The sequence below is a fragment of the Chitiniphilus shinanonensis DSM 23277 genome (genome assembly GCF_000374805.1).
GTDB classification, from domain to species: domain Bacteria; phylum Pseudomonadota; class Gammaproteobacteria; order Burkholderiales; family Chitinibacteraceae; genus Chitiniphilus; species Chitiniphilus shinanonensis.
Map to the genome: position 1 here is coordinate 413,825 of NZ_KB895334.1, position 17,692 is coordinate 431,516.

At 65.7% G+C, this 17,692-nt stretch carries 12 protein-coding genes and 1 tRNA gene; 8 read left to right on the forward strand and 5 right to left on the reverse strand.

The window, feature by feature from the left end:
• Nucleotides 1–86: 86 nt before the first annotated feature.
• Nucleotides 87–3,236 carry an AAA family ATPase gene (locus tag C556_RS0101875; RefSeq protein WP_018746528.1) on the forward strand — a complete coding sequence of 1,050 codons (3,150 nt, stop codon included), beginning with the start codon at nucleotides 87–89 and terminating at the stop codon, nucleotides 3,234–3,236.
• Here C556_RS0101875 and C556_RS0101880 read toward each other — a convergent pair.
• From C556_RS0101880 to C556_RS0101895, 4 genes are all read right to left on the reverse strand, one after another.
• Nucleotides 3,217–3,954, reverse strand: a complete 738-nt coding sequence (locus C556_RS0101880; protein ID WP_018746529.1) for a dienelactone hydrolase family protein — start codon at nucleotides 3,952–3,954, stop codon at nucleotides 3,217–3,219. The genes C556_RS0101875 and C556_RS0101880 overlap by 20 nt on opposite strands.
• A 37-nt stretch (nucleotides 3,955–3,991) precedes the next feature.
• Complete coding sequence (locus C556_RS0101885) at nucleotides 3,992–5,299, reverse strand: hypothetical protein (protein ID WP_018746530.1); 1,308 nt, start codon at nucleotides 5,297–5,299, stop codon at nucleotides 3,992–3,994.
• Nucleotides 5,300–5,480: 181 nt separating this feature from the next.
• A tRNA-Pro gene (locus C556_RS0101890) sits at nucleotides 5,481–5,557 on the reverse strand.
• 42 nt (nucleotides 5,558–5,599) lie between these two features.
• Nucleotides 5,600–6,568 carry a polyprenyl synthetase family protein gene (locus C556_RS0101895; protein WP_018746531.1) on the reverse strand — a complete coding sequence of 323 codons (969 nt, stop codon included), beginning with the start codon at nucleotides 6,566–6,568 and terminating at the stop codon, nucleotides 5,600–5,602.
• 265 nt (nucleotides 6,569–6,833) lie between these two features.
• Between C556_RS0101895 and rplU the strand changes: the two genes are divergently transcribed.
• The 6 genes from rplU to C556_RS0101925 all read left to right on the forward strand — a co-directional run bounded on the left by rplU (nucleotide 6,834) and on the right by C556_RS0101925 (nucleotide 13,612).
• Nucleotides 6,834–7,145, forward strand: a complete 312-nt coding sequence (rplU, locus tag C556_RS0101900) for a 50S ribosomal protein L21 (RefSeq protein ID WP_026262726.1) — start codon at nucleotides 6,834–6,836, stop codon at nucleotides 7,143–7,145.
• 20 nt (nucleotides 7,146–7,165) lie between these two features.
• The gene (gene rpmA, locus C556_RS0101905) at nucleotides 7,166–7,438 is read left to right on the forward strand and encodes a 50S ribosomal protein L27 (RefSeq protein ID WP_018746533.1); all 273 of its coding nucleotides are present in this window, start codon (nucleotides 7,166–7,168) and stop codon (nucleotides 7,436–7,438) included.
• 105 nt (nucleotides 7,439–7,543) lie between these two features.
• Nucleotides 7,544–8,695, forward strand: coding sequence for a GTPase ObgE (gene obgE / locus C556_RS0101910; protein ID WP_018746534.1), 1,152 nt, complete (start codon nucleotides 7,544–7,546; stop codon nucleotides 8,693–8,695).
• Between the two features lie 54 nt (nucleotides 8,696–8,749).
• Nucleotides 8,750–10,006, forward strand: a complete 1,257-nt coding sequence (locus C556_RS0101915; protein WP_018746535.1) for a hypothetical protein — start codon at nucleotides 8,750–8,752, stop codon at nucleotides 10,004–10,006.
• 34 nt (nucleotides 10,007–10,040) lie between these two features.
• Nucleotides 10,041–10,739, forward strand: a complete 699-nt coding sequence (locus C556_RS18920; RefSeq protein WP_018746536.1) for a hypothetical protein — start codon at nucleotides 10,041–10,043, stop codon at nucleotides 10,737–10,739.
• A 71-nt stretch (nucleotides 10,740–10,810) separates the two neighbouring features.
• Nucleotides 10,811–13,612, forward strand: coding sequence for an AAA family ATPase (locus C556_RS0101925; protein ID WP_018746537.1), 2,802 nt, complete (start codon nucleotides 10,811–10,813; stop codon nucleotides 13,610–13,612).
• A 172-nt stretch (nucleotides 13,613–13,784) separates the two neighbouring features.
• Here C556_RS0101925 and C556_RS23535 read toward each other — a convergent pair whose 3' ends face one another.
• A complete protein-coding gene (locus tag C556_RS23535; RefSeq protein WP_157235706.1) occupies nucleotides 13,785–15,641 on the reverse strand; it encodes a hypothetical protein in 1,857 nt (618 codons plus the stop codon).
• A 326-nt stretch (nucleotides 15,642–15,967) separates the two neighbouring features.
• On the opposite strand from C556_RS23535, the gene C556_RS0101935 reads away from it, so the two are divergent.
• The gene (locus C556_RS0101935) at nucleotides 15,968–17,281 is read left to right on the forward strand and encodes a THUMP domain-containing class I SAM-dependent RNA methyltransferase (protein ID WP_083930250.1); all 1,314 of its coding nucleotides are present in this window, start codon (nucleotides 15,968–15,970) and stop codon (nucleotides 17,279–17,281) included.
• Nucleotides 17,282–17,692 lie beyond the last annotated feature (411 nt).

Here is a 17,692-nt window from a genome sequence, read left to right on the forward strand (position 1 = left end):
AGCAGTCTTTCAAGACTGCGTATCATTTGGGGATCAGTTGATCCGACTGCGGCCCCCTGATCCCCTCGCGAACGATATCGGCTTTCATGAATTCAACCGAACCCCAATCCGGTTCCAACCGCTCGGTGACGCTGCCGGGCGGCCGCATCGCCGCATTGCGGCGCGGACGGTTGCTGACCCAGGCGCAACTGGTGGAAGCCTGCGTGCAGCAGCGCCTGTACGTATCGATCGCCACGCTCAAGCGCGCCGAAGGCGGGCGCAGCGTCAGCCTGCGCACCGCCAGCGACCTGGCGCGCTTCTTCGAGATGAGCCTGCCCGAGCTGCTGGCACCGGCGGTGCCGGTCGCCTCGCCGCCGCCCGGCTGGTCGGAAACGCGCACCGTTCCGCTGCTGTGGGTTGCCGCGCCGGCGCAGGAATGGATCGAAACACTGGAGAGCCTGATCGGTGGATTGCGGGGCAGGCGTGTCGCCGAAAACGCCGACACCCTGCTGTGCTATGCCTTCGGCCTGGACGACGAAGCCGGCGACGCACCGTTCTACGCCGCGCACGCCGCGCTGCGCATCGGCGATTTCGATTGGCCGGGTCGCCGGCCTGGAGCGTGGATCGACTTCGGCGAAGTCACCTTGGATCTGGATGGCGACGCGTCGGAGCGCAGTCTTGTGCCGCGTCATCCGCCGGAGCCGGGCCGGGTGCGGGTGTCGGCGTCGGTCAGGCAGGCTTTGGGCGGCGCCTTCGTGGTCGAGCCCGAGAACGACGGCGTATGGTGCGTGAAGGCACGCGCCCCGGCGCAGTTGCCGGACGCCCCGGCGCTGGCCGGTCGGCAACTCGAATTGCAGCGCCTGCTCGGCGGATTGGAGGAATGTCGGCGCGGCGGCGTGGCGTCGATGGCCCTGCTGCGGGGCGGCATCGGCATCGGTAAATCGCGCCTGGCCGGCGAATGTGTGCGGCGCGCCGCTGCCGAAGGTTTCGAGCATCACGTATTGCACGCGCGGCAGCACCTGGCGGAGCAGGGCGCCTCGTCGTTGGGACGATTGGTGGCGTTGCTGGCGGGGGATGGGCGGATTCCGGCGCATGCGTCGCTGCCCGGCCTGGGGCTGGAGCACTCGGCAGTGCTGCGGCGTTTGCTGGGCCAGTCGCTGAGCCCGATGTTGCAGGGCATCCTGGCCGCCACCGATCCGGCGCGCGCCGAGCGCCTGCAGGCCGAACTGTTGCGCGAATTGCTGCGTCGCCGTGCGGCGCGCATGCCGCAGTTGCTGGTGATCGACGACGCCCACGAAGCCGACGAAACCTTCTGGCGCGGCTTGATCGACGCGCTGGCGCAACTGCCGGCCTATCCCATCCTGGTCCTGGCGACGCTGCGCACCGGCAGCCTGCTGGCGCGCGAACTGGCGCCGCGCATCGCCGCCGCCTGCGTGCCGTGCCTGACGCTCGACCTGTCGCCGTTGTCCGCCACCGATGCACGCCAACTGGCGCTGGCGGTCGGCCATGCCGATGGCGCCCACCTGGATGCCTGCCTGCGGCGCGCCGCCGGCAATCCCATGTTCCTGGCCTGTTTGCTGGCGGGCAGCGACGACCCGGCGGCATTGCCCGATTCGCTACGCGCCGCGGTGCATGCCGAGGTGGCGCGGCTGGCGCCGGCCGAACGCTACGCGCTGGGCGTGGCCGCCGTCGCGGGCGACGGTTGTGGCGCGGCCTTGCTGGAAGAGGTGTCGGGCATCGCGCTGCTTCCCGAGCGCGTCGGGCTGTCGTTGCTGATGGTGCGGCTGGGTGAGGAGTGGCGCTTCACCAGCACGCTGGTGCGCGAGGTGGTCTACCAGCAGTTGCAGCCGTCGATCCGCCGCGCGCTGCACCAGCGTCAGGCCGAGTGGTATCGCGAGCGCGACGCCGCCGCCTATGCGCGCCACCTCGCGTTGAGTGGTTCGCCCCAGGCCATCGACGAATTGCTGGCCATCGCCGGCCAGGAAATCGCCCAATGCCGCGACGCCAGCGCGCTGGCGTTACTGGACATGGCGCAGTCCCTGCCGCAGACCGCGCACCACACCAGCCAGTTGCATCAGGCCCTCGGCGAGCTGCACCTCAAGCGCGGCAAGCCCGCGCAGGCGGCGATCCAGTTCCGGCGTTCGATCGAGGCCGGTGGCGACGGCGCGGTCGATGCGCGGCTGTCGGGCATCGAGGCGCTGCTGCAACTCGACCGGATCGGCGAAGCGCTCGACGCGCTGCAAACCCTGGCGGATGACGGCAAAGCCAGCACGCCGGCGCTGCGCGCGCGGCTGCACTACCTGCGTGGCCGGGCCTGCTTCCCACTCAACCGCGTGGCGGACGGCGCCGCCGCGCAACATATCGCGCTGGAGCAGGCGCGGGCCTGTGGCGATCCCGCATTACAGGCCCGCGCGCATTCCGGCCTGGGCGATGCGGCCTACGCGCTGGGCGCCTTCGCCGAAGCGCGCGATCATTTCCGCGCCTGTCTCGCCTTGTGCGGTGACCACGGCCTGCTCGCGGTCCAGGCCGGCAACCGCGCCGCGCTGGGTTCGGTGCTTTACTACCTGGGCGAAGTCACCGCCAGCCTGGAGGAAACGCTGTATTCGCTCGACATCGCCCGTCGCATCGGCCACGCGCGTGCCGAGGCGTTTTCCTGTCTGGTGGCCGGCTGGGTGTTGCTGGAGATGGACGAAGCCGATTCCGCCGCCGAATACCTGGAGCAGGGTGCGCGCGTGGCGGAGGCCGCCGGATTGCTGCGCTTCCAGGTGCTCTGCGGCGAGGGGCTCGCCCGTGCCGCGCTGGCGGCAAAGCGTCCGGCCCAGGCGCTCGTCCTGGCCGAAGCGGCCTGGCAGCTGACCGAGCAATGTGCGTTGCACGCCTACGCCGGGCCGTGGGTGCTGACCACGCTGGCGGCCTGCGCCACGCCGGATCGCCGCGAGGGCCTGCTGGCGCGGGCCTTGGCCGACCTGCCGCAGGCGATGCATCACAACACACTGCAACTGCACGCCGGACTGGTGAGGCTGGCGCTGGACGAGCGCGACTGGGCAGGCGCCGCGCGCTGGGCCGGCGCCCTGGCGGCGGTGCCGCGTGCCCAGGGCCTGCCGTGGGCCGAGCCTTATCTGATGTTGGCGGGGGCCGCCATGCCGGAGATCGCCGAGCGCTGCCGCGACGGCGCCCGGCGGGCGGAAACCGCCGGCTACCTGTACGCGGCGCGTCGGCTGGACGAGGCGGCGGCGCTCAGCGCAGGGTGCGGCTGAACAGGTCGAAGGCCAGCTGATACCCCAACAGCGCCAGTTGGGGGTCGTAGCGTTCGCCCTCGTCGCGCATGAAGGCGTGCTGGCCGTTGAACTCGTGCCAGGTGAAGTTCAGTTCCGCCGCCGCCAGCGCCTGGTAGACCTTGGCGCGCCCGGCGGCCGGGATATGCGGATCCTGCTTGCCCCAGATCATCAGCAGCTCGCCCTGGATGTCCGCCAGGCGTTCCATGCTGTGCTGGCCCGGCCCGTTGGGAATCACCTGGCTGTGCAGATCGGTGGCATAGAAGCAGGCGGTGCCGCGTACTTCGGGCTGGAGCGCGGCGCGGAACGCCAGGTGCCCACCAATGCAGAAGCCCATCGCGCCCAGCGCGCCGCTGTACCACGGCTGCTGCCCCAGCCAGTCGATCATGGTGCGGTTGTCGCTGTCGTAGTGCTCGACCGTCTTGGCGGCCTTGTCGGCGTTGCCCTTGTCGCGCCCGGCATTGTCGTAGGCCAGCACGGTGCCGATCGGGTTCAGCTCGTGGAACACCTCCGGCACCAAGACCGCATAGCCCTGCCCGGCCAGCAGGCGGGCCGCGCGTTCGATCGGGCCGGTCTGCTGGAAGATCTCGGAATAGAACAGCACGGCGGGGCGGGGCGCGTCGCCCAGCGGACGGTGCACATAGGTGCGCATGGTGCCGGTGGGCGTGGCGAGGTCGACGTGATGGCTCTGGACGATCATGGGGTGGCTCCGGGTGAAAGTGGGGAGTATGGCGTCACTACGCGCCGAGCGCGCGGCGATACAGGGCGATCAGATTGGGCGGATCGTCGTAGGCGATGCGCTGGCCGGCGATCATGTCCTGCCGCATCAGCGCGCGCATCCGGTCCAGCACGGTCTGGCTGACCGGCTCGGTCACGCCGCATTCGGCCAGCCGGCCGGCGATGACCGGCGTGTCGCTGGCCACCGGCGCCACGCGCCAGCCGGCGGGGGCGCCGATGCGCTGCGGCGGCAGATCCATCCAGGCGGCGCCGGCCTGCTCGAAGAAGGTGAGCATGGTGCGATAGGCGTTGGCGCCGATCACCGGGAAGTCGTCCGGCTCGGCCGCCAGCGTGTTGATGCGGGTCATGGCCTGGGCGATGGGATACAGCCGCTCCAGCCGATAGCGTTCGACGGCCCGGTTGCCGATGCGCGCCAGGTTGGCCAGCAATTCTGAGCTGGGCGCGTGGCCAATGGTGGCGGCCTCGCGCGCGAAGCCGGCCCATACCCCGTCGGCGCCATTGAACAGCGCTTCGATCAGGTTGGCGTTCTCCATGCCGCAACCCACGTGCATGTGCACCAGCAGGTGCTGGTCCGGCCGCAGTTGGGCGCGCACCACCGCCGTCATCGCGCCGATCTGGAACGGGAAACTGGTGCCGCGTCCGTCCTCGAAGGTGGCGGCGGCCACCGGCTGCTGCGCCAGCACCGCGGCGATGGTCGCCACCCATTCCCAGTCCTCGTAGAAGGCGTCGGGCATGTCCTGGTAGTTGATATAGATACGCGGCGGCCCGCCCCGGTCGCCGCGCAGGTTGGCGTGCAGCCACTGGATGCTGGCGACCAGGCGGTCGATGAACGATTGCCGCGCCTCGGGCGTGGGCGCCACGAAGGCGCGCGAGACATCGACATCGAGAATGGTGTTCGGAATGCCGTAGGCCACCAGCTTGGTCATGCTGAGATCGGGCTGGAACTCGCCGTCCGGCTTGAAGGTGCCGATGGTGGCAAAGGCGAAGCAGCCGGTCAGATCCGCGCCCGACGCTTTGAGCTGCTGGGCAAACACATCGTCCACCTGCGGTACTTCCGGCAACGACACGTCGAAGGTGCCGAGCAGGATGTCGTTGAAGCCCATCTCCCGCGCCAGTTGCAGCAACTGGTACTTGTTCTCCACCGTGTGCCCCATCGGAATGCCCACCGCCGGCTCGCGCAGCGACAGATCGAGCAGCACCGGATCGATGCCTTGCAGAAAGGCGGTCTTGTCCTGCATCTCGGCCATGCGCGCGGTACAGATGGCACGGGCCTCGGCGGAAAGGGGCGGGATGGGGTAGGGCGTCATGGGGATCCTGAGCGGTGTGAAAGACCGCTACAGGATAGACGTGCCGGGCTGGAAAAAGTGGATGGCGATACCCGGATGTATGCAGCTGAACCTGGCGGGGGATCGGGCCATCGGTGTACCGGGCGGCGACCGAAATGGAAAAGGCCGGATCACCATTTAGGTTGATCCGGCCTTGAATTCCTGGTCGGGGTGAGAGGATTCGAACCTCCGGCCTCTACGTCCCGAACGTAGCGCTCTACCAGGCTAAGCTACACCCCGACTGCGAAGAGGCGCAATTATTACAGCGCCCCTCTGAAGCTGTCAACTACTGCGATTGACGGCCAGGTCGGCCAGTTCCAGCAACGCGGTCACGGCCGGGTTGGGGGCCAGGTCGGCCAGCATGGCACGAGCCTGCTCCGCTTCGTTGCGGGCCACCTCCAGCGCGTAGTTCAGCGCGCCGCAATCGCGCACCGCGGCCAGTACGGCGGGGAAGTGCTCGCGCCGTGCATGGGTCAGTGCGTTGCGTACCGCGTCGGCCTGTTCCGGGCTGCCATGCCGCATGGTGTAGATCAGCGGCAGCGTCGGTTTGCCTTCGGCCAGGTCGTCGCCCAGGTTCTTGCCGATCTCGTCCGGGTTGCCGGTGTAGTCCAGCACGTCGTCGACGATCTGGAACGCGGTGCCCAGGTGCATGCCGTAGCACGCCATGCGCGATTCGACCTCGGGCGCGGCCTCGACCAGGATGGCGCCCAGGCGGGAGGCGGCTTCGAACAGCTTGGCGGTCTTGTACTGGATGACTTGCAGGTAGCCGGCCTCGTCGATGTCGACGTTGCCGATGTTCATCAACTGCAACACCTCGCCCTCGGCGATGATGTTGGTGGCGTCGGCCAGTACTTCCATCACCCGCAGCGATCCGCAGCTGACCATCAGCTGGAAGGCGCGGGTGTAGAGGAAATCGCCGACCAGCACGCTGGCGGCGTTGCCGAACAGGGCGTTGGCGGTGGCGCGGCCACGGCGCAGGCCGGATTCGTCGACCACGTCGTCGTGCAGCAGGGTGGAGGTATGGATGAATTCGATCACCGCGGCCAGGCGGCGGTGATGGTCGCCCTGATAGCCCAGGGCCTGCGCGGCCAGCAGCACGATCATGGGGCGCAGGCGCTTGCCGCCCGAGGTGACGATGTATTCGGCCACCTGGCGCACCAGGATCACGTCCGAATAGAGGCGGTCCCGGATCAGTGCATCGACTGCCGCCATTTCCGAGCCGACCACCGACTTGACGAATTCCGTCGCCACGCATTGCTCCTGCTGTTGGGCCTTCCGATCAAGCCGGCGATGTTAGCACGAGAAGCGCCCCGCCCGCGTGGCCGCGAGCAGGTGAGAAGCATGGGTGTTCGCCTGCGGGAAGACGGGCGTCCGGGGGAGGGGGCCGGGGCGCGCGGTCGCGGCAGTTCCGGCTAAGTGTTTGACGCACAAGCGAGTTGCGCGTATATTCGCGCGTTCCCCTTTTTACCGAGGGGCCGCGCGCATGGGGCGCGCATCCGACTTATTGGAGCTCGTTATGTATGCAGTCGTAAAAACCGGTGGCAAGCAGTACAAAGTTGCCGTCGGCGAAAAACTCAAAGTAGAACAGATTGCTGCAGACATCGACAGCCAGATCGTACTGAATGAAGTATTGATGGTGGCGAACGGTGATGCAGTGACGATTGGCAGCCCGCTGGTGGCTGGCGCGGCGGTGAAGGCCACGGTGGTTTCGCAGGGCCGTCACGACAAGGTCCGCATCTTCAAGATGCGTCGTCGCAAGCACTATCAGAAGCGTCAGGGCCATCGTCAGAACTACACCGAAATCCGCATCGACGCGATCGACGCGTAATCAGCTAGGAGCTTACAACCATGGCACACAAAAAAGCTGGCGGTAGTTCCCGTAACGGCCGCGACTCCCAGGCCAAGCGACTTGGCATCAAGGTTTACGGCGGCGAGCTGATTCCGGCCGGTTCGATCATCGTGCGTCAGCGCGGTACCGAATTCCACCCGGGCGAAAACGTCGGCATGGGCAAGGACCACACCCTGTTCGCCCTGGTCGACGGCTATGTGAAGTACGCGATCAAGGGCGCCGCGCGTCGCCGCACCGTGATCGTGCAGCCGTACACCGGCGAAGAAGCCTGATCGGTTTCTTCTGCATCTGAAAGAAGCCCTATCCTCCGATAGGGCTTTTTTCTTTGGAGAGGCAGCGAACGACTGCCTCCCGCATTCATTCAGTACGAGCGCCAGATGAAATTCATTGACGAAGCAAGAATCGAAGTGATCGCCGGCAAGGGCGGCAAAGGCTCGGCCAGCATGCGCCGCGAGAAGTTCGTGCCGCGCGGCGGCCCCGATGGCGGCGACGGTGGCAAGGGCGGCACGGTCTGGGCCGTGGCCGATCAGAACATCAATACCCTGGTCGATTACCGCTTCGTCAAGAAATACAAGGCGCGCGATGGCGAATCCGGCCGCGGCGCCGATTGCTACGGCGCCGCCGGCGACGACATCGAACTGCGTTTTCCGGTGGGCACCCTGATCACCGATGCCGAAACCGGCGAAATCGTGGCCGACCTGACCACGGACGGCCAGCGCACGACGCTGGCCAAGGGCGGCAAGGGCGGCTGGGGCAATATCCACTTCAAGTCGTCGGTCAACCGCGCGCCGCGCCAGACCACCCCGGGCGAGGAAGGCGAGCGCCGCGACCTGCGCCTGGAGCTGAAGGTGCTGGCCGACGTCGGCCTGCTCGGCATGCCCAACGCCGGCAAATCCACCTTCATCGCCGCGGTGTCGGCGGCGCGGCCCAAAGTGGCGGATTATCCTTTCACCACGCTGCATCCCAACCTGGGCGTGGTGCGCATCGACGAGAACCGCAGCTTCGTGGTCGCCGATATCCCCGGTCTGATCGAGGGCGCCGCCGAGGGCGCTGGCCTGGGGCATCGCTTTCTCAAGCACCTGCAACGCACCGGCTTGCTGCTGCATATCGTCGACCTGGCTCCGTTCGATGCCGAGGTCGATCCGGTGGCCGAGGCCCGCGCCATCGTCGAGGAACTGCGCAAGTACGACGACGCGCTGCATCGCAAGCCGCGCTGGCTGGTGCTCAACAAGCTGGACATGATCCCGGCCGAGGAGCGCGAACAGCGTATCGACGATTTCCTCGCCGCCTTCGGCATCACGCAGCGTCAGCCCGATCCGCTGGCGCCGTTCGACTCGGCCTTCCAGCGCGTGTTCACCATGTCCGGCCTGACCGGTGAAGGCTGCCGCGAGCTGACCTACGCCATCATGGATTACCTCGAAGCGGCGCGTGCCGAAGCGCGGGAAGCGGCCGCCCAGGAAGCGCCGGCGCCGCAACTCGAGGAGGAGGAAGCGGACGCGCTCGACCAGTTCGACGGCGACGAGAACTGAGCCCCAAGGTTTTTTGCTTTGCCACCTGAGCGCACCGGGTTATCGTCCTCCCCCATGCAGACCGAGCACCCACTGACCGATTTCTTCCAGGCCGGGTTCGACGCGCGCGATCTGGGTCCGCTGGACGCGCTGCTGCGTGCCAAGCCCTACCTCGATGCGCTGATCACCTTGTTCCGCGGTGGCGAGGACGAAGTGCTGATGCGGCTACTGGTGCTGCGCGAGATCGGCGCCCGTGCCGACGCGCCGCGCTGGAGTCCGCAGGATCTCCAGGCGCATTTCGTCTACCTCAACCCGGTCAAGCTGGAAACCGTGCTGCTGCGCCTGCGGCAGAACGGCCTGCTGGTGTGGGACAGCGATGCCGCGCTGTACTCGCTGTCCGAGCCGGGCCGCGTCGCGCTGGCCGCCGTCGCCACCCTGACCCAGTTCGCCGACCAGGATGCCGAACTCGGCTACCTGACCGCCCAGGTCGCGGCCGGGCAGGCGGTGGGCAATATCTCGCGTGAAACGCTGCAACACCTGCTGGCGCGGCTGAACGAACTGCATGCCGATTTCGAGACCGCGCTGGAATCGCAATCCGAATTCCAGATCCGCGAGGCGCGGCGCAAGCTGGAAAGCGTATGGAAATGGGTCGAGCGCGGCACCCAGGTGATCCAACAGGTGCTGGCCAACGAAGATGCCGATCGTCAGGTACAGCAGGTGGCGCAATCGATCGCGCTGGCGCAGGGGCGCATGCTGCGCATGACGGGGGTGTTCCAGCGCCGGCTGGCCGAACTGGCGGCGCAGCGCGTGCATCTCGGCCAGTCCGGCCTGACCTCGACCAATGTGGCCGACTGGTTGCGCGGGCAAAGTCAGGAGGCGCTGGCCACGCTGGGGCGCGACCTGCTCAGCTTCACCCCGCAGCCCGATTTCGTGGTGTCCGACATCCTGCTCGACGTGGCCGAGTTCGAACTGCTGGAGCGCGAGCGCGCCAGCGACACCGTGTCGGCCTTGCCGACCTCGGAACTGGCGGCGTCGGTCTCGGCGGTCGAAGCCGAACGGCTGGTGCTGGCCGAGGAACTCTACGCCCTGCTCAAGGACGTGCGCGGCGACGCGCCGCTGGCCGATGCGGTGCTGGCCGACACCTACCCGGAAACCGCCTACCGGCTGTCGTTGCTGTCGCTGCTCGGCGATGCCGAGGCCGCGCTGGAGCAGAGCGTGGTCGCCCAATTGGTCCGACTGCCGCTGTTGCTGGAGACCGACGCCGAGGTGGAGGTGCTGGATCACCCCGAGGTCGCCACCCTCACCCGTGGCCGCTTGCGGCCGCTCTCATGAATCGCGCTTTGCGCACCTGCCCCAAGCCCTGCCGATGGACCAAGCACTGAATATCCTGCTGGCGCGCCTGCTGGCGCATCGCTTCATTCCGCGGCGCGATCCGCTGGCGCGGCGCGCGTTGATCGACGAAGGATTCCGCGAAAGCCTGGAGCACCGGCTGAACGAATGCGGCCTGCAATTGCTAGAGAATCCCTACGCCGAGTACATCGCCGTCGGCCTCAAGCCCGAGATGGAAGACTGGGTGTTCGGCGAGGGCGAAAACTGGCTGTCCAACAACATGGGCCTGCCACGCGACGCCATCGCGCTGCTGGTGGTGCTGTGGGCGCTGATCGTCCTGCCCAAGCGCGAGCGCCAGATCGCCCGGGCCGAGGGCGCCGGCGACACCCAGTCGGATATGTTCGGCGAGCAGAAGCCCATCACCCATGGCGAGGAGATCGCACCCGGTGTGCCGGAGGACGCGGTCTATGCCGACTTCGGCAAGAAGCTGGGCGGCAAGGCGCGCTTCTCGATGAACCTGGGGCAACTGGCCAAGCTCGGTTTCGTGGTCCGCCGCAACAAGATGATCCAGGAAGGCCCGCTGCTCGACCTGATGATCGACTACGCCAAGCTCGCGCCGCGCATCATCGAGGGCGCGCTGGGCGAAGTGCTGAAGCTGTCGGGCACGCGCATCGCGATGGAGGCCGAGCCCGGCGACGACGAAGCGCTGGACGACAGCGCAGAACTGGAAGCGTGAGCGCCGGCGCGCGCCACCTCGTTTGACGACGGTCCGCTCCGCTTGAGCGGGCCGCCAGCCAAGGAAGTCCGATGTTCCAGATTCGCGAACTCGAAATGATCCACTGGGATTTCTGGCGCGCCATCCGCGTGCCGCTCGATGCCCAGATCGTCACCATCGTCGGCCCCAACGGTTCCGGCAAGACCACCCTGCTCGACGCGCTGCGCACCCTGCTGGCGCTCAAGTGTTCCGGTCGACGCGACTACAAGCGCTACGTGCGCAACAACCGCGAGAACTACGCGTGGCTGCGCGGGGTGGTCAACAATCCGCGCCGCAGCGGCGGTGGGCTGTTTCCCTATCTGTTTTTCCCCGCCACCAGCGAAGTGGTCACGCTGTTCTGCCGCATCCGCAAGCAGGGGGGCGACTGGGTACGCCAGTACGCCATCGGCGAGGGCGACATCACGCTGAACGCCGAGACCGAAGGGCAGTTGCAGTGGCTGGGGGTGAACGAATACAAGCGCCGGCTGGAGCAGGCCGGGCTGACGCCGGCCATCGCCGAGGTGCTGGCGCTGGAGCAGGGCGATACCGACAAGCTGTGCGAGTACAGCCCCAAGGCGCTGCTCGATCTGGTGTTCCAGGTGTTTGGCGACAAGCAGGTGCTCGATCACTACGCCGAGGCCAAGGTCCGGCTGAAGGAAGCCGAAGGCGAGCTGGGCAAGATGGAGCAGCAAATGGCGCAGCTCGGCCTGGATGTGGAGCGGTTGCGCCTGCGCGCCAACAACCACCTGGAGTGGCGCGGCTTGCAGGGCGACGTGGAACGGCTGGAGCAGCGCGTGATCCCGGCGTTGCGCTATGTCGAGCAATGGGAAGCGCTGCGCGGCTACATCGGTCAGTTCAAGGGCGCGCGTCGCGGCTTGCGCCAGCGGCAGGATGAGCTGGACGCTGCCGATGCCGAATTCCGCCTGGTGGACGAGCGCCAGGTGGCCGCGTTGGCACAGGAGCAGGCGGCGCGTGCCGAATACGATGCGGCGTTCGCGGCTTTCCAGGTGGCGCGGGACGCTGCGCGCGACAGCGAAAAGACCATGAAGGAAGCCGAACGCCTGCGGCAGCTGGCCGAGCTGGAACATGGTGCCGACGCGGTGGCGCTGAACGACCGGCTGGGGCAGCGCAAGGACGCCGCCGCCCAGTTGCGCCAGTCGCTCAAGCAGATAAAGGACGAGCGCCAGCAATTGGCCGAGAGCCAGTTCGCCCTGCAACAAGGGCGGCAGCCGCATCCCGAATTCGTGCGCGCCATGCGCGCGGCGCTGGACGAGGCCGGCATCGGTCATCAATTGCTGACCGAGATCGTCGAAGTGCGCGACAACAGCTGGCAGGATGCGGTCGAAGCGCTGCTGGCGCCGTATCGCCACATCATCCTGCTCAACCGCGCCACCGACCGGCAACGCGCCTGGGAGATTGGCCAGCAATTGCGTTACCGCCATTTCGTCGTGCCGGAACGCGAGGCGGTGGCCGGCGTGGTGCGCAACAGCATTCTGGAAATCGTCGACTTCAAGGCCGACGCGCCGGGATGGCTGCTGGGCCTGCTCAACCGTACCCAGCGCGCGAAATCGGTGGCCGAGGGGCAGAAGCTGGAAGGCGACTGGATCACCCGCGATGGCTATCACAAGGAACGGCGCGGCGCGCGCGACATCTCGGCCAAGGCCAGCGACTACGCCTTCGGCGAGGCCGCGCGCCATGCGCGTCTGAGCGAAGTGAGCCGGCGCTTGCGCGATCTGAACGAACGCATCCTGGAAGACGAAAGCCGCTTGATCGAATTGGAGCGCGATGCCTCGGCGTTGCAGCAATCGCTGATGGGCATGCAGGCCGTGGTGCAACTGGCGGCGCGCCAGGACGAATTCGCCGCGGTGGCCGCCCGCTGGCCCGAAGAGGAAAGCCGCGCCCAGCAGGCCGGCGCCGCCCTGGCCGCCGCGCAGGCCACCTGGGAAGAAGCCCGCAACGCACGCGAAGAAGGCCGGGTGCAGTTCGAGCGCGCCAAGGATCTGCGGGTGCGGCTGGAAGCGCAGGTCAACGCCCTGCTGGAACAGCTGACCCGGCAACGCGACGAACAGAGCCGTCAGGTGCGCGCGCTACGCCAGAGCAAGGCGGCATTGCCAGCCGAGCAGAAGATACCCAGCGCCCTCAAAGCGTTGCGCGAGGAATACGGCAGCGTGCGCGAAGTGCAGCACCTGATCGAACGCGAGCGTGCGCGTCTGGCGCAAAGCGAATGGGAAACCGATCCGACCATCGTCGCGCGTCGCGACAAGCTGGCCGAGGATTACGCCGCGCTCGGGCGCGATACCCAGTTGCATCGCAGCGAGGTGGAGCGCACCGCGCAACTGACCGACGAAGCGCGCGCGGCCTACATCAACAAGTTGAAGGCCACCGTGCGTGCCTATGGTCGCAACGTGAAGCGACTGGGGGAACTGGCGGGCATCGACGTCGAACTCGATCTGCCGCAACTGGACAACGATGACATCACCTTGGCGCAGGCCGGTCTGTCGGCGAGGTTCAACTTCGACCAGAAGGGCATGATGGGCCTGAACGACGGCGAAGCATCGGGCGGCCAGCAGGTGATGAAGTCGCTGATCCTGCTGATCGGCCTGATGATGGATGACGCCAATCCCAGCGGTTTCGTCTTCATCGATGAGCCGTTCGCCCACCTGGACATCTTCAACATCGATCGGGTCGGCGGCTTCCTCAAGGCCACGCAGGCGCAATACCTGATCACTACGCCGCTGACGCACAACACCAATGTCTACGGCCCCAGCGAGCTGACCCTGACTACCCGCAAGAAGCAGGCGGGCGAGACCTGGGCGCCGGTGATCGCGCAAACCCGCCGGCGGGTGCACGCTTGAGTGGCGGCAGGCGAAGCGATGAGTTCGGTTGATGTGTTTCGTCGCTGATGCGCTGACATACGTTTGGGCTGATTCGGCGCATCAACGCACAATACATATAAGAAAGAACAAGAAAGACCCCCGTTGCCGGGGGTCTTTTCGTTAGTTGAGGTAAAGCGCGGGGAGCGCCCGATCAGTTGCAGCTTCCGAGGTCCTGCCACACGCCCCACTCGCCCGATTGCATGGGATTGTCGCCGCGGCTCCACCATTTGTTCTGGTAGTTACGACCATCGAGGCTCACCTTGGCATTGGGAGTTGCGTAGACAGTAGCGCTGTTCCAGGCATCCGCGCAGGTGCTCGCCAGCGGTGCAACATCCGGCGCGGGCGTGACCGGGGTGGGGCTGGGCGTAGGCGTTGGCGTGGGAACCGGAGTCGGCGGAACCGGCGTTGGCGTCGGAATCGGTGTAGGCGCTGGGGTCGGGGTCGGGGTCGGGGTCGGCGTAGGCGTAGGCGTAGGCGTAGGCGTAGGCGTCGGTACCGGGGTCGGAGTGGGGGGAGTCGGTGTCACCGGAGCGGTATCGCCACCGCACTTGGTGGTGACAGTCCACGGACCGTACTCTTCCGCGCCCGGTTCCTTGCCTTGATTCCAGTAACCGGCTTCCCAGTTCTTCCCATTGAACGACACCACCATCCCCGGTGTGTCGTAAATGAGCTTGGCGTTCCACTCGCCCTGGCAGGTCTCGCCCGGCTTGATGCCGGCGCCGGTGGTTTCCGTATCCGGATCGTTGACGCCTTGGGCGAAGGTCTTGACCGGCACCGTGGTCAGCACCATCTCGACGATGCGACCGAAGTCTTCGCGGTAGCTGATCGTGCCGTCCTTCGCGACCTGGTTGAATGCGGTTTGCGCATTCGGGCGGATCTTGGCCATTGCGTCGGTGGAGTAATAACCGTAGTTCTCCAGCAGTTCCAGGTAGGCGGAGATGTCGGACCAGCTCAATCGCTCTTCGTACTTGATCGCCGCGTTGCCCAGTTGGCGGGTCACATCCGGAATCTGCCGTACATAGCGCGTGCCGAAATCGTTCTGCTTGGTGAAGCAGCCCCAATCGTTGACGAGCTCCGCGGTGGCCATGCAGCGCTGGAAGGTCTCCTCGTTCTTCATCGGCTGATCTTTCGCCGCGTACGGGCCGCGGTTGTACATGAAGCTCAGCATGATGGCCAAAGCGTCCGGATCCTTCGCGCCCTGGATGAATTGATGGATGCGGTTGCCGGGCTGCTTCAGACCTTCGGCCGTCTGGCTCCACGACAGCGAGCCGGTATTGATCCCGGTCGCCGACGCGTTGTAATAGGCCGATGCGGCTGCCGAACCCAGGATGTTGCGCGCCGGGCCGTTGTTCGAGCTCAGCACGGCTTCTGGATTCATGGGGGCGAAAATCGCCGGGAAGCCGCCGAAGCCGGCGCCTTGCAGTTCTGCGAAACCGCTGCCCGGATATTCGATTTGCAACACGCCGTCGTCGTCGCCATTACCCATGCCGTTCTGGGGAAGATCGTTACCGAGCGAAGATTCCTGCAGCCCTTTCGACAGGTAGTAGTTCGGCCCCATGTTGCGCATGAAGTAGTCGCCGAAACGCTCGCCGGTACCGAAAGGCTTGGACAGATCGAAGGTGCCGCCTACCTTGTTCAGCCCATACTGCATGAGTACCATGCTGTTGAACGCCGCATGGGCGAAGGCCATGGCCCAGAGCTTGTGTTCGGTGATGCTGGAAGTGGACGCCTTGCCCAGGATGCTCAGATTGACGACACCGGCGTAGGTGCGTTTGAAGTCGATGCTGCGTTGATCGCAACTGGCCTGATCGAGGACGAACTTGTCGCCGTCGGCCTTGATATCGCAGTGATAGTTGACCATGACCTGGTCGCCCAGATCGATGCGATAACCCGTTGCTGGCAATAGCTGGCGGAATTCCTCGACGCTCAGCTGCTTGGCCGCCATAGCTGAACCGGCCATTCCGGTTAAAAGCAAACTGGCGGTAATCACTTTCAATTTGATACCCATTACATCCTCCTGAAGTTTATTGATCTTCTCCAGTGGGCTGCGCCTTAAAGACAATTTTGTATGTATATGGCGTGGTCGGTATTTGAAATCAAATCCCTGTGCCCGGCAATGCCCCTTCGGCAGCTCTCCGGCCTTTGCATGCCGGATGGATCGCGCCGGCTCAAGGAAGGCATCAATGTTGCTTCGAGTGAGGGAACGTCGGTCGGCCCCGGCTTTGTTGAGGGGGCGATCTGTTGGGCATCTGTGGGTAGCATGTTGCTTTCGTTTCAGCTGGCGCTGTCCCTGACCATTGGTCTGCGCTGTACGTCATTCGTAGAGAAGGATTCATGAATAAAAAAACGTTGGGCCTGCCGAAACGCACGCCGGGTCAGGTCCAGTCGGATACGCCTCCCAAGGCGCGGGCTCGACCGGGGGCGCGAGGCCACGTCAAGCCCGGTCAACCCCGTGGTGAAAGCCCCAGGTCGACCCCTGCCGCATCGCCGCGTGTGGTCGGGGTCAGTGGCATCCAGCAATTCTTCGCACCGTGTCCCAGAGGTCTGGAGCAATTGCTGGCCGATGAGCTGGCTGCGGTCGGGGCCGGCGAGGTGCGGGTGGTCGAGGGCGGCGTCGCGTTCAGCGGCGAATGGCCGCTGGTGTATCGGGCCAATCTGCATTCCCGAATTGCCAGCCGCATCCTTTGGCGGCTGGAAGAGCGGGCTTACCGCAGTGAGGCCGATCTCTTCCGCATGGCTGGCCGCATCGACTGGCCGGCGTTGTTTGCGGTCAATCGGACCATCAAGGTAGGTGTTACCGCGCAGCGCAGCCCTTTGCGCAGCGTCGATTTCGCAGCCCTCAAGGTCAAGGATGCGATCTGCGACGTGTTCCGCGCGGCGACCGGCGAGCGCCCCAGTGTCGATACCGCCTCGCCGGAAGTGCGGATCCAGCTGTTCCTCACCGATCGCACGGCCACACTCTATCTGGATACCTCGGGCGAGCCATTGTTCAAGCGCGGTTATCGTCAGGAGAACGTCGAGGCGCCGTTGAGGGAGAACCTGGCGGCTGGCCTGCTGCAATTGGCCAATTGGCACGGCGATTGCGCGCTGCTCGATCCCATGTGCGGCAGCGGCACTTTCTTGATCGAAGCCGCGTTGCTGGCGATGAAGCGTGCCCCAGGGAGGGATCGCCATTTCGCGTTCGAGCGGTTGGCGCCATTCGATGCCGAAGCTTGGCAGTCGATCCGGCAGGAAGCGCGCGCGTTGGAATTGCCCGTGCCGCCTCACCCCATCGTGGGAAGTGACCGGGATGCGCTATCTGTGGCTGCGGCACGGGAGAACCTGCAAGCGGCAGGTTTGACGGAGCATGTAGCGCTCACCGTCGGTGACATATTGGATATCCCGGCACCGACGACCGCTGGGGTGCTTATCGCCAATCCCCCTTACGGCGTGCGGCTCGAGGACCAGGAGGCGTTGGCGGAGTTCTATCCGCTGCTTGGCGATGCGCTCAAGCGGAAGTTCTCTGGCTGGCGCGCCTATCTCTTTACTGCCGATCTGCGCCTGCCCAAGCTGATCAGGTTGTCCCCAAGCCGCCGTTTGCCGCTCTACAACGGCGCGCTGGATTGTCGTCTGTATGAGTTCAAGCTGGTGGAAGGCTCGAATCGCTGAGCCAGCAACGCAAAACAGGCCGCCCTTAGGGCGGCCTGTTTTGCGTTGCAGTGGGGTTTTGCGTGCGATGCCAACGTAATGTGTGCTTGCCGATCAGCAGGTTAAGGTGCGGATGACAATTTTGTTGAAGCGGGGAGTTGACGGTGTGAGGGGGTGTCCGTATAGTTCGGTTTCTCCGCAGCAGACGCAGCGCAGAACGAAGCGAAACGAAGAGTTTAGCAGGTTTCAAAAGCGCGGTGTCCGGTGGACTGATCTTTAACAAATTACAGCCGATGCGTGTGAGTGCTTGATGACGAATCAGCGCTCATACGTAAAAGAACCAGAGATGGTTTCTTTGAGTACGAGCCAAAGTACGAAATAAGCTAAGCGATTGAACGAAAGAGTTTGATCCTGGCTCAGATTGAACGCTGG